We start from the raw sequence: 24,745 nt of genomic DNA, 5'->3' as shown, positions 1-24,745 counted from the left end.
ATAAAGCATCGGCCGCCGACTTTGTTCCGCCTAGCGGCCGCTGGGTCGTGCCGCCAGCGCCGCCAGAAGGTCGGTCTGGGTCACCAGGCCCTTTATATGGCGCTCCTCGTCGATGACGACAACCGCGTGGACGCGCCCGCTGGTCAATATGTCGAGAAGATCGAGCGCCGGACTGTCGGGCGAGGCCGTCTGCGGCGGAGCCATGACGTCGGCGACGCTTCCCGTCGCATCGATGAGTTCGCGCAGGCCGACGGTGCCGGCGAGACGGTCGCCATCGTCGACGAGCGGCAGCGTGCGGATATTGTGGTCGATCAGCAGCTGCCGCGCCTTGCCGGCGCTTTCGCCCGTTTCGAGCCGGATCACGTCGCGGGACATGATGTCCTTGCAGGTCAGCGGCCGGTAGCCGCGGGCGAGCGCGCGGCGCTGGACCTGGCGCAGCAGTTCCTCGATATCCTTGCGGTCGATGTCGAAGGTCTCGTGCATCGTCTCGAGCGCGGCATCCACGTCCTCGCTGCGGAAACCGGCGCGTAGGATCGGCGGCTCGTCCGCGGTGCCATGGATATTGACCGGCGCCGGCGCCACATGGGGATAGGAGCGCCGCGACAGGCGATGGAACAGGATGCCGAGCCCGACGAGCAGGACGGAGTTCACGGCCACGGGGAAGAAGGGGAAATAGAAGCCGGCGGAGGTGACGGCGCTGCCGCCGATCACTGCGGTCAATGCCGCCGCGCCGCCGGGCGGATGCAGGCTGCGGGTGACCGACATGGCGGCGATCGCCAGCGCCACCGCGAGCGCAATGGCAATGGCGGGCTCGGCGACGAAGTGCGAGACGGTGACGCCGACCAGCGCCGAGATCGTATTGCCGCCGATGATCGGCCAGGGCTGGGCGAGCGGGCTGGCGGGAACCGCGAACAGCAGCACGGCGGAGGCGCCGATGGGCGCCACGATCATCGGCGTGAAGCCATCGCCCATCGACAGGCCGCAGAGATAGCCGGTGAGGCCGATGCCGACCAGCGCGCCGACGCAGCCGATGATTCGGTCGCGCAGGGTCGCGCCAGCAAGAATGGGCTGGAAAATACGAAAACTGGATCTGTTCATGTTCATGCGGACGCCGGACCGGAGGGCGGAAATCGGGAGCGCCCCACGTGTATTTTCATATCGGCGGTTGCGGAAGGCCATTTCGTTCCCCACCACCGCTTTTTTGAGAATATTCGCCTAGATGGATGGAATTTCGGGATTAATTGTTCCTGGAATGCAGTTTTGTGGGCCGGATGGCCCGGATTGGCTCCTGCAAACGTCTCGGATCGGCGGCAGCAGAACCGCTGGATACAGAAAATCGTCACCACGCCCGCAAAATCGCGTCTGGTCATTGAAAGGGGGGAGACGGGCGGTCTTCGCGCGTCTATAGTATCAGGGTCGAGGTCCGAAGACCGCCCATGGCGTCTTTGCCCTGCTGTTGTTGCGTTTGTCAGGCGCAACAACCCGGAAACCGGAGCGCTACCTCCGTTTCCTTCTGCAGTTTGCCGGATAGTCGGGTTTGTCACTCCCGACTGTCCGGCAACGCCATCCTTCCCCAACCTGCGAACAGCTCCGGAAGCTGCTCCCCTGGGAAGGACCGAATCACAATAACCCGGTTTCAAAGTGGTGGGATAAGTTTCCATTTATCCCACCGGACCATGCGCGGGTGGGATCGCCGTTGCGGGGTCTTTCCACAGGCTCAGCATGAGGGTGATTGATTTGATTGCAGAAAACTAGGGAGCCCAGGTTTGAAACCTCGCAGAATTATCCCCCTGCCAAACACCAATCTCCTCAGCATGAGGGAGGTTGGCTCAGCCTGAAAAACGCTGAGGTCACCATGAGCAATCGAGCTCATTGGAGGCAAGGTGGGCAACGATACGGGAAAATCGGGAAAACTGGTCGGAGTGAGAGGATTCGAACCTCCGACCCCATCGTCCCGAACGATGTGCGCTACCAGGCTGCGCTACACTCCGTGACCAGTGGCGCGGTATATAACGTCCGATTTGGCGCGCTGCAAGCGTTTCCGCGCGAGTTTTCACGATTGTGACGGCAGAATTTACCTTGTCGGCCAGATTGACGGTTTTCCACCTGTGAACGTCGCCGAAAGTCTAGTATCCCTTCTGCGGCAAGTTGTGGAATATCGTACCGGGTTGTGGGGAATCGATGACATCTGAAAAGGCAGCGATTATCAGCTTCGTCATGAGCGGCGGCGTGGGCTCAAGGCTCTGGCCGCTATCGCGCGAGGATTTTCCGAAGCAATTTCATAATCTTTCCGGCCAGGGCTCGATGCTGCTGCGCACGGTCAAGCGCATGGCTGCGCGGGCGGGCACCGCGGTCCCGGTCTATCTTCTCGCCTCGGAGCGCCATTCGGACCGCATCGGCCACGACCTTGCCGGCATCGACCTTGCCGGCGGGCGCCCGATCCTCGAACCCATGGGCCGCAACACGGCGGCGGCGGTCGTGCTCGCCACCGAAGTGACCCTGCGCGAACATGGCGATCAACTGGTGCTGGTGGTGCCGTCGGACCATGAGATTACAACCGACCGCGACTTCTGGTCGTCGGTCGAGGCGGGCGTGGCGGCGGCCGAGGCCGGGCGCATCGTCGTCTTCGGCATCAAGCCGGACAGGCCGGAAACCGGCTTCGGCTATATCGAAGTGACGCCGGAGGAGGCCGAGACGCGCAATGTCATCCGCTTCGTCGAAAAGCCCAACGAGGAAAAGGCGATCGAATATCTGAACTCCGGCAATTTCCTCTGGAATGCCGGTATTTTCCTCTTCCGCGCCAGCGTCATGCGCGATGCCTTCAAGACCCATGCCGCCGACATCTGGCAGAAGGCCGTCGCCGCGCTCGACGAGGCGAACACCAATATCTCCGGCACCTACCTGCCGCACGATCTCTATGCGGCGGTGCCGTCGATCTCGGTCGACTACGCGATCATGGAACATGCGACGGATATCGCGCTCGTGCCGGCAAAATTCCGCTGGAACGATCTCGGCTCGTGGCAATCGCTGCTCGAAGTCGGCTCGGTCGACGGCAATGGCAATGTCCTCGTCGGCGATGTTGTGGCGATCGACTGCGAGCACAGCTACCTGCGCAGCGAGGGCAAGCTGCTCTCCGCCGTCGGCCTCAAGGACACGGCCGTGGTGGTGACGGCGGATGCGACCTTCGTCGCGCCGGTGCGCGAGAGCCAGAACGTGCGCAAGATCGTGGAGCAGCTGGAAAAGACCGGGCGGCTGGAGACGAGCTTCACCCCGGCGCAGGACCGGCTGCCGAAGGTCGGCGCCTATGGCAACCGCGTCAGGCATTGGCTCTTCAGCGAAACCCTGCCGCTATGGTCGACCGTCGGCGTCGATACGCGCCATGGCGGCTTCCACGAGGCGCTGTCCTTCGAGGCGACGCCGGTCGTCAAGACCAAGCGCATGCGCACCATGGCGCGCCAGATCTACGCCTTCGCCGTGGCCAAGGAAATGGGCTGGGAGGGACCGGCGCAGGACCTGATCGCCCACGGGCTGGATTTCATCACCCGCGGGCGCACCGACAAGGGCGGCTGGGTCAAGAGCTTCAATCCCGATGGCAGCATTCTCGATGCCTCCGAGGACACTTACGACCATTCCTTCGTGCTGCTCGCGCTCGCCCATGCCTACAAGGCCGGCCACCAGCAGGCCCTGACGCTGGCGACGGAGACATTCGCCTTCATCGACGAGCATCTGGCGGATTCGCGCCTGACCGGCTTCCTGGAAATGCCGGGCGATACCGGCCTGCGCCGCTCGAACCCGCATATGCACATGCTCGAAACCTTCCTTGCCTGGTATGACGTGACCGGCAATCGCGACTATCTGCAGCGCGCCGCGCGCATGGTCGATCTGTTCCGCCATCACATGTTCGATGCGGAAACCTGGACGCTGGGCGAATATTTCACGCAGGAATGGGAGCGTGCGCCGGGCGAGCAGGGCGAGTGGACCGAGCCCGGCCATCACTTCGAATGGGCGCACCTGCTGGCCGCCTTCGCCGCCGCTTCAGGCCAGAAGGATGCGGTGCGCTATGGGCGCAAGCTCTATGCCTCCGCCGTCGCCAATGGCCTCAACCGCTCGACCGAGCTCGCCTATGGCGCGGTGTCGCGCTTCGGCCTGCCGCTCGATACGAATTCGCGCAGCTGGCCGCAGACCGAGGCGGTCAAGGCCGCCATCGCGCTCGACGGCAATGGCGGGCCCGACCTCAAGCCGGAGGTCGAGGCGCGCGTCGGCCGGCTGTTCCGCTGGCATATCGAGCCGGCGCCGAAGGGGCTGTGGATCGATCTTATCGACGACAAGGGCCGCGCCCGCGCCGAGGACGTGCCGGCCTCGATCTTCTATCATCTCGTCAGCGCGCTGACCCAATATGTCCATTATGTCGGCAAGGCCTGACTGAAGCGCCGGCGGCCTCAATAGGGGCTGTCGACGTTGCCTGTCTCCACATAGACGGACTTGACCTGGCTGTAGTGATAGAGCGCGGCAAGGCCGTTCTCGCGGCCGATGCCGGACTGCTTGAAACCGCCGAACGGCATTTCCACCGGCGCTAGATTATAGGTGTTGATCCAGCAGGTGCCGGCCTTCAATTGCCCGATGACGCGGTGCGCCCGGGCCAGATCCTTCGTGAAGACGCCCGCCGACAGGCCGAATTCCGTGTCGTTGGCGCGGCGCACCGCTTCCTCCTCGCCGTCGAAATCGAGAACGGCCATGACCGGGCCGAATATTTCCTCGCGGGCGATCACCATGTCGTCGGTGACATTGGTGAAGATGGTCGGCTCGACGAAGCAGCCGCCCTCGAAGCCCTGCATCTGCGGCACGCCGCCGCCATGATGGAGCGTCGCACCCTCGGCCTTGCCCTTTTCGATATAGGAGACGACCTTGTCGCGCTGCGCCGCATTGACGAGCGGGCCGAGATGGATTTCGGGATCGAGCGGATCGCCGAGCCTGATCGCCTTCGTGCGCTCGGTCAGCCGCTGCAGGAACCTGTCCTTGATGCCGCGCTGGACGAAGACGCGCGTGCCGTTGGAGCAGACCTGGCCGGTGGAATAGAAATTGCCGAGCAGCGCGCCGCCGACGGCGTTCTCCACGTCGGCATCGTCGAAAATGATGAGAGGCGACTTGCCGCCGAGTTCCATCGTCGCATGTTTCATATGCGATCCGGCCTGCGCCAGTACCTTCCTGCCGGTCGGCACCGAGCCGGTCAGCGAGACCTTGGCGACGAGCGGATGATCGACGAGCAGCGAGCCGACATCGCCATAGCCCTGCAGGACATTGAACAACCCGTCCGGCAGCCCGGCCTCCTTGTAGATTTCCGCAAGCGCCAGCGCCGAGAGCGGCGTGTTCTCCGAAGGCTTGAAGATCATGGCATTGCCGGCCGCGAGCGCCGGCGCCGACTTCCAGCCGGCGCCCTGGATCGGATAGTTCCAGGCGCCGATACCGACGCAGATGCCGAGCGGTTCGCGCCGCGTATAGGCATAGGCGCCGCCAAGCTCGATCATCTCGCCATTGAACCCGGCGATGATCCCGCCATAGAATTCGAGCGCGTCGGCGGCGGAAGCCGGATCGGCAACCAGCGTTTCCTGGATGGCCTTGCCCGTATCGAGCGTCTCGAGGCGGGCGATCTCGGCATTTCGCTCACGCAGCAGGTCTGCCGCCCGGCGCAATATGCGGCCGCGCTCGACAGGCTTCAGCGCTGCCCAGGCCGGCTGTGCCGCGGCGGCGGCGCGCACCGCTTGCTCCACCAGCGCCGGCGTCGCGCCGTGCAGCCTGGCAATGATCTCGCCGGTCGCCGGATAGATCACGTCGAGAGGCTTGCCCGCCTCGTCCTCGACAAAGCGCCCATTGATGAAATGCGATGCCTTGGGCTGTGCGCGCATGAAACTCTCCTGGAATGTTGATCACCGGCCGCTCATCGCGCCGATGGCAGATTGATGTTACGTCAGCGGTCGCTCACTTCCCAGCGCGGATTGATCCACGGTTCCTGGTTCGAGCGCGGCAGCGGATCGCGGCCGAGAATATGGTCGGACGCCTTTTCGCCGGTCATGATGGAAGGGCCGTTGAGATTGCCATTGGTCACGCGCGGGAAGATCGAGGAATCGGCGACGCGCAGCCCGGCAACGCCGATGACGCGGCAGAGCGGGTCGACCACTGCCATCGGGTCCGAGGCCGCGCCCATCCTGCACGTCCCGCAGGGGTGGAACGCGCTTTCCACATGCTCGCGCAGGAAATCGTCGATCTCCTCGTCCGATTGTACGGCGGAACCCGGCGATATTTCCCGGCCCCGATAGGGCGTCAGCGCCTCCTGGCCGAATATCTCGCGCGTCAGTCTTACCGCGTGGCGGAAGTCGGCCCAATCCTCGGGATGCGACATGTAGTTGAACTGGATCTTCGGCTTGTCGAACGGATCGGCCGAGCGGAGGGTGACGCTGCCGCGCGAGCGCGAGCGCATTGGCCCGACATGCGCCTGGAAACCATGGCCCTTGGCCGCGGCCTTGCCGTCATAGCGGATGGCCGCCGGCAGGAAATGATATTGGATGTCGGGATAATCGACGCCGGCCTTCGAACGCACGAAGGCGGCGGATTCGAAATGGTTGGTCGCGCCATGGCCGGTCTTGAAGAACAGCCATTGCGCGCCGATCATCGCCTTGGAGAACAGGCCGAGGCGCGAGTTCAGGGTGATCGGCTTCAGGCTCTCCTGCTGGATATAGACCTCGAGATGGTCCTGCAGATTGGCGCCGACGCCCGGCCGGTCCGCGACGACCTCGATCCCCAATGCGCGCAGCTGCGCCGCCGGGCCGATGCCCGAAAGCATCAGCAGCTTGGGCGAATTGATCGACGAGGCGGCGATGATGACTTCGCGCCGCGCCCGCACGGTCTCGGTCCGGCCGCGCCGTGCAATCTCGACGCCGACCGCCTTTTGATTCTCGATCAGCACTTTTCGCGCCAAGCCATTGACGAGCCTGACATTCTGCCGCTTGAGGGCAGGGCGCAGATAGGCATTGGCCGCCGACCAGCGCCGCCCCTTGTAGATGGTCTGCTCCATCGGCCCGAAACCTTCCTGCTTCGAGCCGTTATAATCCTCGGTGACTTCGAATCCCGCCTGCTGTCCCGCCGCGACAAAGGCGTGGAACAGTGGATTGTCGCGCTTGCCGCGCTGCACATGGAGCGGCCCATCCGTGCCGCGCCACCCGGCCTCGCCGCTCTTAGAGTTCTCCATGCGCTTGAAATAGGGAAGCACGTCGGCATAGGACCAACCGGCCGCGCCGCTCTCCGCCCAATGGTCGAAATCCCGCGCATGGCCGCGCACATAGACCATGCCGTTGATCGAGGACGATCCGCCGATGACCTTGCCGCGCGGCGTCACCAGACGGCGGCCGCCGAGATGCGGCTCGGGCTCGGAGGAGAAGCCCCAATCATAGGTGCTCATGTTCATCGGAAACGACAGCGCCGCCGGCATCTGGATGAAGGGGCCGATATCCGTGCCGCCATATTCGATGACGATCACCGAATGCCGGCCATCCTCCGATAGCCGGTAGGCCATGGCAGAACCCGCCGAGCCGGAGCCGATAATGACGAAATCTGCTTCCACATTCGCCTCACTCGCCGCGCGGAAAGCGGGCGTTCTCTTCCAGAACGTTCAGATCCATATGGTTGCGCATGTAGCGCTCCGACGCCCGCTGCAGCGGCTGGTAGTCCCATGGATAATAGGAACCGTTGCGTAGCGCCTCGTAGACCACCCACCGCCGTGCCTGGCTTTCCCGCACCGCCGCATCGAAAGCTTCCATGTCCCAGCGCTGGCGCGCCTTCTCCTGGAAGCCGGCCAGCGTCGCCGCATGGGCCGGATCGGCGGCGAGGTTGACCTTTTCCAGGGGATCGGATTCCAGATCAAACAGTTGCGGCGGATCGATCTCGCAGTGGATGAACTTGTAGCGCCCCTCGCGGATGGAGACGAGCGGGGCGTTCGAACCTTCGGCGGCATATTCCATCAGCACCGGTTCCGTCCGCTCGCCGCCTTGCAGCAGCGGCGTCAGATCGCAGCCATCGGTCCAGGGCATGACGTCGGCGATCTCGATGCCGGCGAGGGCGGCAAGGGTGGGATTGATGTCGAGCGTCGAGACCGGCCGGGTGATGGCGGCCGGGTCGATGCCGTGCGCCGCTATCATCAGCGGCACGCGGGCCGAACCTTCGAAGAAGTTCATCTTGAACCACAAGCCGCGCTCGCCGAGCATGTCGCCATGATCGGAGGTGAAGAGGATGATCGTATCGTCGAGCATACGCGTCGTTTGCAACGTCTCGATCAACTCGCCGATCTTGTCGTCGACATAGGAGATATTGGCGAAGTAGCCGCGCCGCGCCCGCCTGACCTCATCGCGCGTGATTTCGAAGGCGCCATGGTCGCAGGCCTCCAGCAGCCGCTGCGAATGCGGGTCCTGCCGGGCGAAATCGATTGCGCCCACCTCCGGGTCGAGCGCCGGGCAATCCTCGTAGAGGTCCCAATATCGGCGCCGCGCCACATAGGGATCGTGCGGATGGGTGAAGGATACGGTCAGGCACCAGGGACGGCGGTCCGCGTCGGCCGGGCGGCGCGCCAATTGGTAGAGCTTCTGCCGGGCGTGGAACGCCACCTCGTCATCATATTCCATCTGGTTGGTTATCTCGGCGACGCCCGCGCCGGTCACCGAGCCGAGATTGTGATACCACCAGTCGATCCTCTCCCCCGGCTTGCGGTAATCCGGCGTCCAGCCGAAATCGGCCGGATAGATATCCGTGGTCAGCCGCTCCTCGAAACCGTGCAACTGGTCGGGACCGACAAAGTGCATCTTGCCGGAAAGGCCGGTGTAATAGCCCGCCCGCCGCAGATGATGCGCATAGGTCGGGATGTCGGAGGCGAATTCGGCGGCATTGTCGTAGACGCGCGTGCGGGAAGGCAGCTGCCCCGACATGAACGAGGCCCGCGCCGGGGCGCAGAGCGGCGAGGCCGTATAGGTATTGACGAAGCGGGCCGAGCGCGCCGCCAGCGCCTTCAGGTGCGGCGCATGCAGAAAATCGGCGGGGCCGTCCGGAAAGAAGGTTCCGTTGAGCTGGTCGACCATCAGGATGAGGATATTGGGCTTCATGCTTTTCTTCCGCAGGCGAGTTTGGTGGCTACGTAATCTTCGACGAGGGCGATGGCCGCGACCGCATCCGGCGCGCCGTTGCGCAGGGCATGGCGGATATAGAGGCCGTCGATCAGCGCGCCCGCGCCCTCGGCGATCGCGACCGCGCTTGCCCGGTCGGTCAGCTGGCACAGCGCATGGGCAAGGTTCGAATGCAGCCGCCGCGCATAGACCCGCAACAGCCGGCGCGTTTCTTCCGATTGCTGCGCGTGAATATAGAAGGTCAGCCAGGCGGCGACGGTCTGCGGCGCGAACTGCGATGCGGAGAAATTGACCGCGATGACGGCGGCAACCCTTGCCGCGGGGGTCGTTGCCTGGTGCAGGGCGGAGCGCAGGTCCTGCCCGAGCTCGGTCAAAAGATGCCGCATGGTGGCAAGGAAGAGCTGCTCCTTGCCGCCGAAATAATGATGGGCGAGGGCCGCCGAAACGCCGGCTTCCTGGGCGATCTGCGCGACGGTCACGTCGAGCGAGCCGCGGTCGCCGATGGCCCGGATGGCGGCATCGATCAATGCGCGCTTGCGCAGGGGTTCCATTCCAATCTTGGGCATGAGCGGGGTCCTGGATTCCGCATGATCCTATTCTTGATTGACTGCTCAATCAATAAAAAACTATGCGCAGGAATGTAGTGATTATGCTGCTTTACCTTGCACGGGCGCGGGCGCATCTTTACGTTGAGGAGACGGTTTTTGGAGGAAGTTATGACAGCCTGCATCGTGGGATGGTCCCATTTGCCCTTTGGCAAACTGGAGGAAGAGACGGTCGAGACGCTGATCGTCAAGGCAGCCGTTGCGGCGCTCGATCATGCCGGTATTGGACCCGAAGATGTCGATGAAATCGTGCTCGGCCATTTCAATGCCGGGTTCTCGCCGCAGGATTTCACCGCGAGCCTCGTATTGCAGGCGAGCGACGCATTCCGCTTCAAGCCGGCGACGCGCGTCGAAAACGCCTGCGCCACGGGCTCGGCGGCGGTTCATCAGGGCATAAAGACGATCCGGGCCGGCGCGGCGCGGGTGGTGCTCGTCGTCGGCGTCGAAAAGATGACCTCGACGCCCGGACCCGAGATCGGCAAGAACCTGCTCAAGGCTTCCTATCTGCCGGAAGAGGGCGATACGCCCGCCGGGTTCGCCGGTGTGTTCGGCCAGATCGCCGCCGCCTATTTCCAGAAATATGGCGACCAGTCCGATGCGCTGGCGACGATTGCCGCCAAGAACCACAAGAACGGCGTCAACAATCCCTATGCGCAGATGCGCAAGGATCTCGGCTATGAATTCTGCCGCCATGAAAGCGAGAAGAACCCCTTTGTCGCCGGTCCGCTCAAGCGCACCGATTGCTCGCTCGTTTCCGATGGCGCGGCGGCGCTGGTGCTGACCGACACGCAGACGGCGCTGCGCATGCGCCGGGCGGTGGCGTTTCGCGCCGCGCAGCACGTGCAGGACTTCCTGCCCATATCCAGGCGCGACATTCTGCGCTTCGAGGGCTGCGCGGAAGGCTGGAAACGCGCTCTCGGCGAGGCCGGCGTGACCATCGACGATCTTTCCTTCGTCGAGACCCATGATTGCTTCACCATCGCCGAACTGATCGAATATGAGGCGATGGGCCTGGCGCGGCCGGGCGAGGGCGCCAAGGTGGCGCTGGAGGGCCAGACGGCCATGGGCGGGCGCCTGCCGGTCAATCCATCCGGCGGGCTGAAGGCCAAGGGCCACCCGATCGGCGCCAGCGGCGTTTCCATGCACGTCCTGTCGTCGATGCAACTTATGGGTGAGGCCGGCGGAATACAGGTTGCAGACGCCAGGCTTGCCGGCATATTCAATATGGGTGGGGCGGCAGTCGCCAATTACGTATCGGTTCTTGAGCGGATAAAATAAAGCATGATCGAAAACGGGTGGACGGAATCTGCTTCGGCCTGGATCGACGTTCAGGGGGAAGACGGGGATTTCGGCCGCCGCTTCGTTCTCGATGCGCCGATGATGTCGCGCATCCGGGGCCGGGGCTTCGCCAGCGCGCTGGATGTCGGCTGCGGCGAGGGGCGGTTCTGCCGGATGCTGGCGGCGGAGGGCATCAGGACGATCGGCATCGACCCGACGGAAAGGCTGCTCTGCCGGGCCCGCGAGAAGGACCCGGCCGGCGATTATCGCGATGGCCGCGCGGAACGGCTCGAATTCGCCGATGAGAGCTTCGATCTCGTGGTCAGCTACCTGACATTGGTGGATATTCCCGACATTCATAATGCCCTCGCCGAAATGGTCAGGGTGCTGAAACCCGGCGGCACGCTGCTGATCGCCAACCTCAACAGCTTCAACACGGCCGGGCCGCCGCGCGGCTGGATGAAGGATGCCGACGGCAATCCGCGCTTCTACATCGACAATTACCTCGAGGAACGGCCGGAATGGTATGAATGGCTGGGAATAAGGGTGCGCAACTGGCACCGGCCCCTCAGCCTCTATATGCGCATCCTGCTCGGCCATGGGCTGCAACTGCGCTATTTCGACGAGCCGGCGCCCTATGGCGGCGACCCGCTCAAGATCGAGCGCCACCGCCGCGTGCCGCATTTCCTTGTCATGGACTGGCAGAAGCCGGCGCTGTGAGGCCGGTTCGTCCACCCGCTGCATCTGCAATGGATTTGCGCGCGCGACCATTCTATAAGGTCAGGAGTTTCGGCCGGTTCGGTCTGATCGAAGGACAGCGCAAATCATGAGCAACCCGGTTCTGGTGGAAGTATTTCGCGGTGAAACGGTGGAGAGCCTCCATCGCGGCGCCGTTGCCGTCGTCGATGGCGATGGGCGGCTGGTGTTCTCGCTCGGCGATATTGAGCGCCCTGTTTTCCCGCGTTCGGCCATAAAGGCGATCCAGGCGCTGCCGCTGGTCGAAAGCGGCGCGGCGGATGCCTATGGTTTCGGCAATGAAGAGCTGGCAATGGCCTGCGCCTCGCATTCGGGCGAGCCCCTGCACGTCGCCAAGGCCGAGCAGATGCTGCGCCAAGCCGGCCTCGATGCCTCGGCGCTGGCGTGCGGTACCCATTGGCCTTTCGAACAGGCGGTGACGATCGAGCTTGCGAGAAGCGGCGGGCAGCCGACGCCGCTGCACAATAATTGCTCCGGCAAACATGCCGGCTTCCTGTGCACCTGCCAGCATCTCGGCCTCGAAAAGAAGGGCTATTCTGCCCTCGGCTCGCCCGAGCAGGATCTGGTGCGCGACGCGATGGAGGGCGTGACCGGCGCGCCGCACGCGCTCGATCAATGCGGCACCGATGGCTGTTCGATCCCGACCTATGCCATTCCGCTGCGCAATCTCGCCCACGGCTTTGCCCGCATGGCGAGCGGCGTCGGGCTCGAAGCGGAACGCCGCAAGGCCGCGCGGCGGCTCGTCGATGCGGCGATGGCGGCGCCGTTCTACGTGGCGGGCACCGGCCGCGCCTGCACGCGGCTGATGGAGATGGCGCCGGGGCGGATATTCGTCAAGACGGGCGCCGAGGGCGTATTCACCGGCGCCTTGCCGGAACTGGGCCTCGGCATTGCCGTCAAATGCGACGATGGCGCGACGCGCGCCGCCGAAGCGATCATCGCCACCGTGCTGGGGCGGATCTTCCGCGCCGAGGACGAGCTCGAATCGAAGCTCGACCGTTTCGCCGATCGCGAAATGCGCAATTGGAACGGCATCACCTATGGCGTCGTCAGCCCGACGGAAGTCCTGACCGAGGCGCTCATCGGCTAGGCCGGCGCCGCCTGCACAGGCTTGCACTTGCCCTGCGGCGCCGCAATACCTACCTGATATCCATGAGCAGAGCTTTTACCAAAGAGGACGACAGCAACGCCTCCATCGATGTCGGCGAGCGTCCGGTCAGCAGCCACCGCAATCTGGTGACGCCCAATGGGCTTGCCATGATCGAGGCGGAGCTCGCCGCCGCGCATGATGCCCTGGCGAAGGGAAATTCGGAGGCCGACCGCGAGCTGATCGCCCGCGCGTCCCGCGATCTTCGCTACTGGAAGGCGCGCCGCGAGACGGCGGAACTATCGCAGCCGGACCCGCATAGCGATGTCGTGCGCTTCGGCATGACCGTCGAGATCGTCGACGAGGACGATCGCAGCCAGAGCTGGGCCATTGTCGGCGAGGACGAGGCCGATGCGGCGCAGGGCAAGATATCGCATGTCTCGCCGCTGGCGGTGCAGATGTTCGGCAAGGCGGTGGGCGAATCCTTCGTGCTGAACGAGCGCGAGTGGGAAATCCTCAGCCTGTCCGTCCGCTGAGCCGCATTGTCCCGGCTATAGCCAGCCCTTTTTCTTGAAGATCAGCAGCGGGATGACCGCGGAGGCGACCATCAGGCCGAGTGCCATCGGATAGCCCCAGACCTGGCTGAGTTCCGGCATGAACTGGAAGTTCATGCCATAGATCGAGGCGACCAGCGTCGGCGGCATGAAGGCCACCGCCGCGACGGAAAAGATCTTGATGATCGCGTTCTGCTCGATCGAGATCAGTCCCACCACCGTATCGAGCAGGAAGGTGATCTTGTTCGACAGGAAATCCACATAGGTGCTCAGCGACTGGGTATCGCGCTCCAGCGACTTGATCCAGGCGCGGGTCTCCTTCTTGTAGCTGTTCTGGTCGGTGATCGCCGTCATGTAGACGAGCAGGCGGCTGACGCCGGCGGTGCTCTCCCTGATCTTCGACAGGAAGGCGCCTTGTCCGCCGATGCGGGTGAGGCTGTCGCGGAAATTCTTGGTGGTCATCGGCCGGTCCTTTTCGGAGCGCCGGAAGATCATCGCGGAATTATGGTCGATCTCGCTGGCCACGCCTTCGAGGATATCGGCAATACGGTCCGTCACCGCTTCGATGATGCCGAGGAGTATGGTCACGCCGCTGCAATTCTCGCTGACGAGGCCATTGCCGCTCTTGGTCGCCCGGCTCGTATAGAGCGTGAAGGCCCTCGGCTCGCTGTAGCGCACCGTGACGAGGAACTTTCCGGCGAGGATGAAGGAAATCGGCGCGATGGAGTGATGATTGTTCTCGCCCGCATAGAGGATCGACGCGGTCAGATATTGCGAACCCGCCTCGGAATAGAAGCGGCTCGATTCCTCGATCTCCACCATGTCCTCATGAGTCGGGATGGCGGCTTTCGTCCATTCCTCGGTCTGCAGGTCCTCCTCGCGCGTCGGGTGGAGCAGGTCGATCCAGACGGTGCCGTCCGGAAGCGGGTCTCTGGCCTTTGCCGCCTGGGCGACGAGCCGATCCTTGTCGAGCGTGTAGATCGTGATCATTCAGAGCGAACCCATCAGTTTGTCGATCAGGGATTCGGCCGCTTCGCCGATGACCGTTCCCGGCGGGAAGATGGCCGTCGCGCCGGCCTGCAGCACCGCCTCGTAATCCTGTGGCGGGATCACGCCGCCGACGATGATAAGGATGTCGCTTCGGCCGCGGCGTTGCAGCGCCTCCTTCAATTCCGGCACCAGCGTCAGATGCCCGGCCGCAAGCGAGGAAACGCCGATGATGTTCACATTGCTCTCGGCGGCGAGTTCGGCCACCTCGTCCGGCGTCTGGAACATGGCGCCGACGACGACGTCGAAGCCCAGATCGCCAAAAGCCGTGGCGATGACCTTCTGGCCGCGATCATGCCCGTCCTGGCCCATCTTCGCCACCAGGATGCGCGGCTTTTCACCCGTGCGCTTCTCATAGGCCGCAGCCTTGGATTGCACCCGGTCCATGATCGCGCTCTTGCCGGCCTCCTTGCGGTAGACGCCGGAGATGGTGCGGATCGTGGCGACATGCCGGCCGAACGCCTTTTCCAGCGCCAGCGAGATTTCGCCGACCGTGGCGCGGGCGCGGGCCGCCTTGATGGCGAATTCGAGCAGATTGCCCTTGCCGCTGCGCGCCGCATCGGTCAGCGCCGTCAAGGCGCTGTCGACCTCGGCGACGTCGCGCGTCCCCTTCAACTGCTGCAGCTTCGACAATTGCCGGGCACGAACCTCGGCATTGTCCACCTTCAGCACATCGACTTCGGTCTCTTCCGACGGGCGGTAGGAATTGACGCCGATCACCGGCTGCTGGCCGCTGTCGATGCGCGCCTGGGTGCGGGCTGCGGCTGCCTCGATGCGCAGTTTCGGAATGCCTTTCTCGATGGCCGCGGCCATGCCGCCCAGCGCCTCGATCTCCTCGATATGGGTGAGGGCGCGGCGGGCGAGATCATGGGTCAGCCGCTCGACATAGGCCGAGCCGCCCCATGGATCGATGATGCGGGTCGTGCCGGATTCCTTCTGCAGCACGAGCTGCGTGTTGCGGGCGATCCGCGCCGAATGATCCGTCGGCAGCGCCAGCGCCTCGTCGAAGGAATTCGTGTGCAGCGATTGGGTGTGGCCCTGCGTCGAGGCCATCGCCTCGACCATCGTGCGCATGATGTTGTTGTGCGGGTCCTGCGCCGTCAGCGACCAGCCGGACGTCTGCGAGTGGGTCCGAAGGGATAGCGACCGTTCGTCCTTCGGATTGAAGTTCTTCTTCATCAGCACGGACCACAACAGCCGCGCCGCGCGCAGCTTCGCCACCTCCATGAAGAAATTCATGCCGATGGCCCAGAAGAACGACAGACGCGGCGCGAAACTGTCTATGTCGAGGCCCGCCGCCACTCCCGCGCGCACATATTCGATGCCGTCGGCGATCGTATAGGCCAGTTCGAGATCGGCGGTCGCACCCGCTTCCTGCATGTGATAGCCGGAAATCGAGATCGAGTTGAACTTCGGCATATGCTGCGAAGTATAGGAGAAGATGTCCGAGATGATCCGCATCGAGGGCTGCGGCGGGTAGATATAGGTGTTGCGGACCATGAACTCCTTGAGGATGTCGTTCTGGATGGTGCCGGCAAGCTGGCTCTGCTTCACGCCCTGTTCTTCGGCCGCGACGATATAAAGCGCGAGGATCGGCAGGACCGCGCCATTCATCGTCATGGAAACCGTCATCTCGCCGAGCGGTATGCCATCGAACAATTGCTGCATGTCGAGGATGGAATCGATGGCCACGCCAGCCATGCCGACATCGCCCGCCACGCGCGGATGGTCGCTGTCATAGCCGCGATGGGTGGCGAGATCGAAGGCCACCGACAATCCCTTCTGGCCCGCGGCGAGATTGCGCCGGTAGAAGGCATTGGATTCCTCTGCCGTGGAAAAACCCGCATATTGCCGGATCGTCCATGGCTGCTGCACATACATCGTCGGGTAGGGGCCGCGGATGAAGGGGGCGGCGCCGGGATAGCTGTCGAGATGGGGCACGCCGCGCAGGCTGGTCTCGCCATAGGACCGCTTGACCTTGATGCCTTCCGGCGTCTTCCACACCGCTGCATCCGGCTTCTCCGCCGAATTCTTCGGGCTGGACCACTCGATGGTGCTGAAATCGGGAACTCTCATTATGCGGATGCCTGCAATGTTTCGTCGATGCGCGGGAAGGTGAGCGGCTGGCAGTGGACGACGCCATCGGTCGGAAGCGGCATCCGCGGCGCCTCGAGCACCCGAACGGGCCGCTCGTTGCCGGCGGGAAACACCGTCGTGCCGACGATCGAGCGCTTGCCGTCGGCGAAGGCGCGTGCGCGCTCGTTCCGGGCGGCGACGATGCGCGCCTGCAGCTTGCCGTCCACCAGGCTCTGCAGGATGCCGCCATCCCTTTCGAGCTGCTGGAATTCCTTCCAGGCGGCCTCGCACAGCCCGTCCGTCAATGTTTCCACCGCGCCGGAGCCGCAGGCGGGGTCGGCGACGAAGGCAAGGTTGCTTTCATCGGCGAGGACGAGCTGCGTATTGCGGGCGAGGCGTCTTGCGGCTGCATCGGGAAGCCCGTGCGCGATCGTATGCGGCAGCACGGCGATGGTGTCCGCCCCGCCGACCGCCGCGGCAAAGGCGGCGATGGTCGTGCGCAATATATTGGTCTCCGGGTCGCGCTTCGTCATCATGCGCATCGAGGTTTCCGCATGGATCATGGTCGGCGCAGGGCGGACATTGCAGGCCTCCTGCAGGCGGGCCCAGAGCTTGCGCAGGGCGCGAATCTTGGCGATCGACAGGAACTGGTCCTGGTCGACGGAAAGGGCGAAGCCGATATGCGGCGCCGCGAAGACGATGGGCTGGCGCGCCTCTTCGAACAGGCGGAAATGCCCGGCCGCGATCGACAGCATGGCGCCGAGCTCCTGGGCCTCGGTCGCGCCGGCATTGTGATAGACGCGTCCATCCGCCTCCAGCACGATGCCCGGCAGATCGGGCGAGAAGAAGCCGGAAAGGGATTGCGGCAGCGAGGCCTTGAGCGCCGCGATCGTCATGCGCAGCCGCCCGGTGCCGGCCAGCGTCGCAGCCGGGTCGATGCCCATCGAAAAGCTCAGGGTCTTGGTGTTGACGTCGCGCGGCCGCATGTAATCGACGAACCAGTCGGCACAGGCGCGGCTCTTCGGGTGTACGTCCATGCGAAGATGGATCATGTCGAGATGAACGCCGTAGAGCACCTTGTCGACGGCTTCCTTCGTCGCCGGCAGGCCATAGCCGAAAGCATTCGGCGCGCCTTCGAACACCAGCGCTATGCCGGTGGCGCCATTGTCGAGATCCTCGAGCAATTGCCTGTTGGCGCGAACGGGATCCGGATCGTCGATGCGCTGCACGATATGCCAGGGACGCGCCGCACGCCGCCGTGGAACGAGCTGTGCATTGCGCCGCCGGTCGTAGAGCGGCTGAATGAGAACATCATCATCCGTCCTGGAGACCAGGGTGCTGTCGAAATCAGCGCCCTTCAGGGCTTTTTGCGCGAGCTGGACCCATTTGTCCCGGTCCATCGCGGCAAATTCCGTTTCCTTGAGCAGTGACGCGTCCATGCTTTCTCCCGGCTGCACGATTTGTTGGCGCGACTTTAGGGGCAACCATGCTGCTTCGCAATAAAGCAAAGTGTCACCCGGTCTAAGCTTTTGAAAAATATGTGCTCCGAAGCCGCGCAGCTTTCGGGTGGCGAAGCGCCGCCGGGCACAGGAGGATGCGCCCATCGAGATAGCGGCAGGTTCCGGAAGCTGAAAGGGAGTATCATGGGAATATTGCGTGGAAAGACGGCGATCATCACCGGGGCGAGCTCCGGCATAGGCCGGGCGACGGCGCTGCTCTTTGCGGAAGAGGGCGCCAATCTGGTGCTCGCCGCCCGCAGGGAAAGGGAACTCGGCGAAGTTGCGGCATCGTTGCGCTCACGCGGCGCGGCTGCGCTGTTCCTTGCCGGCGACGCCGCCGACGAAGCCTATGCCCGCTCGCTCGTGGCGCTGGCCGAAAGCGAATTCGGCGGGCTCGATATCGGTTTCAACAATGCCGGCACCAATGGCGAGATGGGCCCCAGCGCCGACATATCGCTGGAGGGCTGGAAAGCGACGCTCGACGTCAACCTGACCGGCGCCTTTCTCGGCGCCAAATACCAGATACCCGCGTTGCGGCGCCGCGGCGGCGGTTCGCTGCTGTTCACCTCGACTTTCGTCGGCCATACGGCTGGCATGCCGGGGACTGCCGCCTATGCGGCAAGCAAGGCGGGAATCATTGGCCTGATGAAGACGCTGGCGGTGGAACTCGGCAGCGAAGGCATCCGCGTCAACGCGATATTGCCCGGCGGAACGGCGACGTCCATGGCGGAAGCCTGGGTGGACACGCCGGAAAAGCTGGCTTTCGTCGAGAACCTGCACGCGCTCAAACGACGGGCCGAACCGGAGGAGATCGCCCGCTCGGTGCTGTTCCTGGCATCGGATGCGGCAAGCTTCATGACCGGCTCGGCCATGCTGGTCGATGGCGGCGTTTCCATCAACAGGACGTGACGGCAGGGCAAAAAAGAAGTGCGCGTCCATGGCGGGCGCGCACTTGCCTGATCATTGAACCAGGCTGGACTCAGACGAACTGGCTGAGGCCGGGAATGGAGTTCACCACCTCGTCGACAGGACCGTCGCCGGCCTTTTCGCGGGCAAAGGCAATGGTTTCCTTGGAGATGCCACTGATTTCGCCCATGCCGAGGCCCATGCCCATGAGCTGCGAGCCAAGGCCCATCACGCCGGGCATCATCCCCGAAAGGAACCCGCCGCTGCCTTTTGCTTCCGCAATGGCGGCCTCGCTGCCCGGTACGCCCGCGATGAGCTGGTCCACCTTGTCGGCGGGCGCTTCCTTCTGCAGGAACGCAAGAATGAGCCCGACAGCCTTGCGGGCCGTATCGGGGCTGGTGCCGACATTGGCAGTGATGCGCGCGATGAGTTCTTCCATGTTCGATCTCCCGTCTATTCAAATTACGTTTACGTAATATGTAGGAATTGCCCGCCGCACAAGTCCGCTTCTGGCATTTCCGGTCGTTTTTAACTCCATTCCGGGAAGAACGCGGCAGAATGACATTGGTTCGCCCATCGTCGCGCCTGCCGATCCCGCTCGAAATTCAATTGCCAATAATTTGAATCGCCGGAAACTTGAATCACAGGCGCCCCATTGTCGCAACGGCCAGGGCTGTTTATACCGGATTCATGTCGATGGGGATGTCCTGGCCGATGGGGGCGCCCTGATTTGCGATGGAATTCGAACACAGCAGGACGAGGAACGAACGACATGGCCGAGAACAGCATTTTCCTTGGTGCCAGCCGGAAGCCCGATGACAGCTACCAGGGGGCGGTGGAACTCCTCCTGAAATACGGCAACCGGCACGGCCTCATCACCGGCGCCACCGGTACCGGCAAGACGGTGAGCCTGCAGGTGCTCGCCGAGGGGTTCTCGGCTGTCGGCGTGCCGGTTTTCTGCGCCGACATCAAGGGCGATCTTTCGGGCATAGCGGAGAAGGGCGAGGCCAAGGATTTCCTGCTGAAGCGCGCCGGCGAGGTGAAGCTCGAGCCTTATGAATTCAGCGCGTCGCCGGTCATCTTCTGGGACATTTTCGGCGAGCAGGGCCATCCTGTCCGGGCGACGATCTCGGAGATGGGGCCCTTGCTCCTGTCGCGCCTCATGAACCTGACCGATGCGCAGGAGGGCGTTCTGAACATCGCCTTCAAGATCGCCGACGAAGAGGGGCTGCTGCTCCTCGACATGAAGGATCTGCAAGCGCTGCTGGTCAATATTGCCGAGCGGTCGGAAGAGATATCGGCGCGCTACGGCAATGTCACCAAGCCGTCGGTCGGCGCCATCCAGCGCTCGCTGCTGGTTCTCGAACAGCAGGGCGGCACCAAATTCTTCGGCGAACCGGCGCTCAAGATCTCGGACATCATGCGCACCGACACCAATGGCCGTGGCGTCGTCAGCGTGCTCGCGGCCGACAAGCTGATGATGAACCCGCGGCTTTATTCGACCTTTCTGCTCTGGCTCCTGTCCGAGCTCTTCGAGGAACTGCCCGAGGTCGGCGATCCGGAAAAGCCTCGCCTCGTCTTCTTCTTCGACGAAGCCCACCTTTTGTTCAACGAGGCGCCGAAGGCGCTGCTCGACCGGGTGGAGCAGGTGGTGCGGCTGATCCGGTCCAAGGGCGTCGGCGTCTTCTTCATCTCGCAGAACCCGCTGGACGTGCCGGAAACCGTATTGGCGCAGCTCGGCAACCGCATCCAGCACGCGCTCCGCGCCTATACGCCGCGCGAGCAGAATGCGGTCAAGACCGCGGCAGACACGTTCCGCCCGAACCCGGACTTCAACACGTTCGAGGCGATCACCAATCTGAGCACCGGCGAAGCGCTGGTCTCGGCCCTCGCCGAAAAGGGCGTTCCGTCGATCGTGCAGCGCACATTGATGCGCCCGCCGGCGGGCCGTATCGGCCCGGTCACCCCGGACGAGCGCCGCACGCTGATCAACAGCAGTCCGGTTGTCGGCATCTATGACGAGATGGTGGACCGCGAATCCGCCTATGAACTGCTGCAGAAGAAGGCGGTCGAGGCCAAGGAGCCGGAGGAAGCCAGCGCAGACAGCACCGGCGGCTGGAAACTGCCGGATTTCCTCGGCGGGGAACCGCAAAGGGGCCCCAGGGGCGGCCAGCCGCGCGGCCGGCAGACTGTGGCCGAAGCTGCGATGAAATCCGTTGTCCGATCGGTCGGCAGCTCGCTCGGACGGGCGCTGGTCCGCGGTATATTGGGCAGCCTGAGCCGGCGCTAGCCGCAGTTCATCGTCAATCCGGGCCTATTTGGCCCGGCGTCGTAAATGCGCCTCATTCAGGGAAGAGGTGCCAAGGAAGAGGTGCGCTGTTGACTTGTGGGATTTATTTCTTCAGGTACGGCGATCCATCTCGTTTTGGTATAGAAGGCGTCCGGATTTGATCGAGACCAGCATACACCACCAGGGCCAGGCATGAGTGTCGAAACCTATCGGGAACGAGAAAGCGATCGCGAAGACTTGACGCTGCCGACGACGGGTATTGCCGTCGCCTGGCGCGATATTGTCGAGGCATTCGTCAAATACCGCCTGGCGCTGATCTTCGGCTGGCAGGATGTGGCGCAGCGCTACCGGCGTTCGCGCGTCGGCGCCTTCTGGCTGACGCTGAACATGGCCGTGTTCATCGGCGCGCTCGGTCTCATCTTCGGCACGCTGTTCCAGTCGGAGATGCACGAATTCCTGCCCTATCTTTGCGCGGGCGTCATCACATGGGGCTTTATTACGTCCTGCCTTTCCGAAGGATGCGGGGCTTTCAGCTCCTCCGAAGGCATCATATTGCAGGTCCGCATGCCGCTGTTCACCCATATATTGCGCGCACTCTGGCGCAACATGATCATCTTCGGCCATAACATCGTGATCTTTCCCGTCCTCCTTCTGATCATGGGAAAAGGCGTCACTTTCAGCGTGCTCTGGTCGATACCGGGCTTCCTGCTGCTCTGCGTCAACCTCGCCTGGATCATGCTGGTCCTGGCCATAGTCTGCGCCCGGTTCCGCGACATGACGCAGGTGGTCACCAACGTGCTGCAGGTCCTGTTCTACGCCACGCCTATCATGTGGATGGTGAAGATATTGCCGGACCATGTTTCGCGGGCATTCATCGAATGGAACCCTTTCGCCCACTTCATCGAGCTGGTCAGGGCGCCACTGCTCGGCACGTCGCCCACCCTGCTCAACTGGGGCGTCGCCGGCGGAATTGCGATCATCGGCTGGCTGGCCGCCATCGCATTCTTCGGCAAGTATCGTTGGCGCGTAGCGTATTGGTTGTAAAATGAGCTCCATCCGACTTCAGAATGTCAGTGTCGAATTCCCGATCTACAATTCCTCAAGCCGCTCGCTCAAGAATCGTGTCCTGAGCATCGCCACCGGCGGAAAGATCGAACGGCGCAGCGATGGGTTGATCATCGTGCGCGGTCTGGACGACGTGTCCCTGCAATTCAACGACGGCGATCGCGTCGGCCTCATCGGCCATAATGGCTCGGGCAAGACGACATTGCTCCGCGTGCTCTCCGGCATCTACACGCCGACGCGGGGCAGCGCGCTCATCCGCGGCCATGCGGTGTCGCTGATCAATATCAATCTCGGCATCGACCCCGACGCGACGGGTCGCGAGAACATCCGCCTTCGCTCGGCCATGATGGGGATGGAGCCGAAGGAAATCGCGGAGAAATTCGAGCAGATCGCGGAATTCTCCGGCCTGGGAGAGTTTCTCGACGTGCCGTTCAGAACCTACTCCTCGGGCATGCAGCTGCGCCTCGCCTTCGCCACCTCCACGGCCGTGCGGCCGGAAATACTCATCATGGATGAGTGGCTGTCGACGGGCGACGAGGATTTCAAGGAACGGGCCAATCAGCGCATGCGGGAACTGGTCGATTCGACCAAGATCCTCGTCCTTGCCAGCCATTCCAAGGAACTGATGCTGAAGAACTGCAACAGGGTGATCTGGCTCGAACATGGCCGCATCAAGGTGGATGGCACTCCGGATGAGGTGCTGCCGGCCTATTTCGGCTGAGAAAGCAGTTCGATGGGGAAACTGAACAATCGTCTGACGCAGATCGTCAATGCCCTGCGCTATGTCGGGCGTGGTGATTTTTCCGGCCTGCTGAAGCGCCTGGACTGGTATCGGCGCGAACATGCGGTGGTGAAGGTGCGCAAGCGCCTGGCGGGCGATGGCGGTTCGACCTGGGGCATCCTCTGCACGCCGCACACGGAATTCATCGCCAATGCGATCTCCGCGCGGCTCGCAGCCCATGGCATGGGCAGCGAGGTCATAATTGGCCAGCTCGACCGTTTCGACCATGCCTTCTACATCGTCCTTTGCCCGCAAATGTTCAAAAGCCTGCCGCCGGCGGACAAGCGGGTGGTGTTCCAGCTGGAACAGCATGTGAGTTCGCGCTGGTTCACGCCGGAATATTTCAGGATATTGCGGGAATCGTTGGGCGTTCTCGACTATTCGCTGTCCAATATTGCGTTCCTCGCCCAGCACAAGGTGAAATATCCGACCGTGCATTATCTGCCGATCGGGGCGGTGACCGGCGGCGCGACGGGTATGGACACGGCCAAGAAGTATGATTTCGTGTTCTATGGCGACAGCCTGAGCTCCGAGCGGCGTCGGGCGTTCCTGAAGCAACTCCAGTCGCGCTATTCGGTGAAGATCTGCAACGAGGTCTTTGGCGAGGAGATGTATGAAATCATCCGTTCGGCAAGGGCGGTCATCAACATCCACTATTACGAGGGCGCGCTGCTGGAGATGCCGCGCATAAGCGAATGTATCTCGCTCGGCGTACCAATCCTTTCCGAGAGTTCGCGCGACCGCCACGATTATCCGGAGCTGGCGGGGGCGGTGAGGTTCTTCGAGGAAGGCTCGATAGAAGCGATGATGAGCGCGGCGCAAGCCATGCTCGACGATATCGACACCGTCAATGCGACCATCGGCGGCGTCGTTGCCGCCAGCGCCAGCCGTTTCAACTTCATGTTCGACCGCTTCCTTGGCGCCCTGGGCATGCTGCCGGCGAATGTCGTGCTGGAAACACCGATCTACCTTCGCGAGAAAAGCAGTTTCCTGGCGCTCTCCCTTCCGGAGACGGTCGAGCGCCGGCAGGCGATCACCGAGGCTCTGCCCGAGGGCTGCGTCATCTTCGACGGAATAAGAAACAGTCTCGGCTGGGTCGGCTGCGGCAGCAGCTTCACCGCCTTGTCGCGCTATGCGCTCGACAATGGCATGAAAAGATTGATCGTCATCGAGGACGACATACTCCTCCCCCCTGATTTTGGCCGGATACTCGGGGAGGTGATGGCCTATCTCGACACATGCGAGGGAAACTGGGACATTTTTTCCGGCGTCATGGCTGATCTTCACACCTCGGCACGCGTTCTGTCTGTCGATGACGTTGATGGCCGCACCTATGTGACCATCGACAAGATGATGAGCAATGTTTTCAATATCTACAGTGAACGCGCGCTGAAACGACTGTCGGCATGGAACCCCATGGACACGGACGCCAGCACCAATACGGTCGATCGCTACATGGAACGGCAGGACGACCTGAAGGTTGTCGTGGCGCTGCCCTTCATCGCGGGGCACCGGGAGGATGTCGCATCCACGCTCTGGGGGATCGACAATGACCGCTATGCGCCGATGATCGCGGAGGCTGAGAACAAGATCAAGGTTCTGGCCGAGAAATGGCGCGCCGCCAACCGGTAAATCGC

19 protein-coding genes and 1 tRNA gene are annotated in these 24,745 nt (G+C 63.2%); 10 read left to right on the top strand and 10 right to left on the bottom strand.

What is annotated here, in order from left to right; genetic code table 11:
* Positions 1-30: 30 nt before the first annotated feature.
* Entirely contained in the window at positions 31-1,104 is a 1,074-nt protein-coding gene (locus M8997_RS14535; RefSeq protein ID WP_250014733.1) for an HPP family protein, read from the bottom strand.
* Between the two features lie 810 nt (positions 1,105-1,914).
* Positions 1,915-1,991, bottom strand: a tRNA-Pro gene (locus M8997_RS14530).
* A 190-nt stretch (positions 1,992-2,181) separates the two neighbouring features.
* Between M8997_RS14530 and M8997_RS14525 the strand changes: the two genes are divergently transcribed.
* A complete protein-coding gene (locus M8997_RS14525) occupies positions 2,182-4,422 on the top strand; it encodes an AGE family epimerase/isomerase (RefSeq protein WP_250014731.1) in 2,241 nt (746 codons plus the stop codon).
* A gap of 17 nt (positions 4,423-4,439) precedes the next feature.
* On the opposite strand, the gene betB is transcribed toward M8997_RS14525, so the two are convergent.
* The 4 genes from betB to betI all read right to left on the bottom strand — a co-directional run bounded on the left by betB (position 4,440) and on the right by betI (position 9,730).
* Complete coding sequence (gene betB, locus M8997_RS14520; RefSeq protein ID WP_250014729.1) at positions 4,440-5,903, bottom strand: betaine-aldehyde dehydrogenase; 1,464 nt, start codon at positions 5,901-5,903, stop codon at positions 4,440-4,442.
* A gap of 62 nt (positions 5,904-5,965) precedes the next feature.
* Positions 5,966-7,615 (bottom strand): choline dehydrogenase, encoded by a 1,650-nt coding sequence (betA, locus tag M8997_RS14515; protein ID WP_250014727.1) that lies wholly within the window; start codon positions 7,613-7,615, stop codon positions 5,966-5,968.
* A 7-nt stretch (positions 7,616-7,622) separates the two neighbouring features.
* A complete protein-coding gene (betC, locus tag M8997_RS14510; protein ID WP_250014725.1) occupies positions 7,623-9,143 on the bottom strand; it encodes a choline-sulfatase in 1,521 nt (506 codons plus the stop codon).
* The gene (betI, locus tag M8997_RS14505) at positions 9,140-9,730 is read right to left on the bottom strand and encodes a transcriptional regulator BetI (RefSeq protein WP_250014723.1); all 591 of its coding nucleotides are present in this window, start codon (positions 9,728-9,730) and stop codon (positions 9,140-9,142) included. The genes betC and betI overlap by 4 nt, the downstream gene beginning before the upstream one ends.
* 150 nt (positions 9,731-9,880) lie before the next feature.
* Here betI and M8997_RS14500 point away from each other — a divergent pair, with 150 nt between their 5' ends.
* The 4 genes from M8997_RS14500 to M8997_RS14485 all read left to right on the top strand — a co-directional run bounded on the left by M8997_RS14500 (position 9,881) and on the right by M8997_RS14485 (position 13,426).
* Positions 9,881-11,047 carry an acetyl-CoA acetyltransferase gene (locus M8997_RS14500; RefSeq protein ID WP_250014721.1) on the top strand — a complete coding sequence of 389 codons (1,167 nt, stop codon included), beginning with the start codon at positions 9,881-9,883 and terminating at the stop codon, positions 11,045-11,047.
* A 3-nt stretch (positions 11,048-11,050) separates the two neighbouring features.
* Positions 11,051-11,767, top strand: coding sequence for a class I SAM-dependent methyltransferase (locus M8997_RS14495; protein WP_250014719.1), 717 nt, complete (start codon positions 11,051-11,053; stop codon positions 11,765-11,767).
* 103 nt (positions 11,768-11,870) lie between these two features.
* On the top strand, positions 11,871-12,893 hold the full coding sequence (locus tag M8997_RS14490) for an asparaginase (RefSeq protein ID WP_250015422.1): 1,023 nt from the start codon (positions 11,871-11,873) through the stop codon (positions 12,891-12,893).
* Between the two features lie 62 nt (positions 12,894-12,955).
* On the top strand, positions 12,956-13,426 hold the full coding sequence (locus M8997_RS14485; protein ID WP_250014717.1) for a GreA/GreB family elongation factor: 471 nt from the start codon (positions 12,956-12,958) through the stop codon (positions 13,424-13,426).
* A 15-nt stretch (positions 13,427-13,441) separates the two neighbouring features.
* On the opposite strand, the gene M8997_RS14480 is transcribed toward M8997_RS14485, so the two are convergent.
* From M8997_RS14480 to M8997_RS14470, 3 genes are read right to left on the bottom strand one after another with little or no spacing between them, the layout of a single operon-like run.
* Positions 13,442-14,434, bottom strand: coding sequence for a magnesium transporter CorA family protein (locus M8997_RS14480; protein WP_250014715.1), 993 nt, complete (start codon positions 14,432-14,434; stop codon positions 13,442-13,444).
* Positions 14,435-16,567 carry a methylmalonyl-CoA mutase gene (gene scpA, locus M8997_RS14475; protein WP_250014714.1) on the bottom strand — a complete coding sequence of 711 codons (2,133 nt, stop codon included), beginning with the start codon at positions 16,565-16,567 and terminating at the stop codon, positions 14,435-14,437. It abuts the gene before it with no gap.
* Positions 16,567-18,006 (bottom strand): methylmalonyl-CoA mutase subunit beta, encoded by a 1,440-nt coding sequence (locus M8997_RS14470; RefSeq protein WP_250014713.1) that lies wholly within the window; start codon positions 18,004-18,006, stop codon positions 16,567-16,569. The genes scpA and M8997_RS14470 overlap by 1 nt, the downstream gene beginning before the upstream one ends.
* A 204-nt stretch (positions 18,007-18,210) precedes the next feature.
* Between M8997_RS14470 and M8997_RS14465 the strand changes: the two genes are divergently transcribed.
* Positions 18,211-18,975: an SDR family oxidoreductase gene (locus M8997_RS14465; RefSeq protein ID WP_250014712.1), complete on the top strand. Its 765-nt coding sequence runs from the start codon at positions 18,211-18,213 to the stop codon at positions 18,973-18,975.
* A gap of 70 nt (positions 18,976-19,045) precedes the next feature.
* Here the strand turns inward: M8997_RS14465 and M8997_RS14460 are convergent, their stop codons facing one another.
* Positions 19,046-19,411 carry a DUF2267 domain-containing protein gene (locus tag M8997_RS14460; protein WP_250014711.1) on the bottom strand — a complete coding sequence of 122 codons (366 nt, stop codon included), beginning with the start codon at positions 19,409-19,411 and terminating at the stop codon, positions 19,046-19,048.
* A gap of 333 nt (positions 19,412-19,744) precedes the next feature.
* Here M8997_RS14460 and M8997_RS14455 point away from each other — a divergent pair, with 333 nt between their 5' ends.
* The 4 genes from M8997_RS14455 (at position 19,745) to M8997_RS14440 (ending at position 24,740) form a co-directional block, all read left to right on the top strand.
* On the top strand, positions 19,745-21,262 hold the full coding sequence (locus tag M8997_RS14455) for a helicase HerA-like C-terminal domain-containing protein (RefSeq protein WP_250014710.1): 1,518 nt from the start codon (positions 19,745-19,747) through the stop codon (positions 21,260-21,262).
* A 192-nt stretch (positions 21,263-21,454) separates the two neighbouring features.
* Positions 21,455-22,306 carry an ABC transporter permease gene (locus tag M8997_RS14450; protein WP_250014709.1) on the top strand — a complete coding sequence of 284 codons (852 nt, stop codon included), beginning with the start codon at positions 21,455-21,457 and terminating at the stop codon, positions 22,304-22,306.
* 1 nt (position 22,307) lies between these two features.
* Positions 22,308-23,048, top strand: a complete 741-nt coding sequence (locus M8997_RS14445; RefSeq protein ID WP_250014707.1) for an ABC transporter ATP-binding protein — start codon at positions 22,308-22,310, stop codon at positions 23,046-23,048.
* 12 nt (positions 23,049-23,060) lie between these two features.
* Positions 23,061-24,740 carry a methyltransferase type 11 gene (locus M8997_RS14440; protein ID WP_250014705.1) on the top strand — a complete coding sequence of 560 codons (1,680 nt, stop codon included), beginning with the start codon at positions 23,061-23,063 and terminating at the stop codon, positions 24,738-24,740.
* The last annotated feature ends 5 nt before the right edge of the window (positions 24,741-24,745 follow it).

This window comes from Phyllobacterium sp. 21LDTY02-6 (assembly GCF_023554255.2).
Taxonomy (GTDB): Bacteria; Pseudomonadota; Alphaproteobacteria; order Rhizobiales; family Rhizobiaceae; genus Phyllobacterium.
The sequence above is the reverse complement of the archived record's forward strand: the minus strand, read 5'-3'. Positions and strand labels throughout refer to the sequence as shown.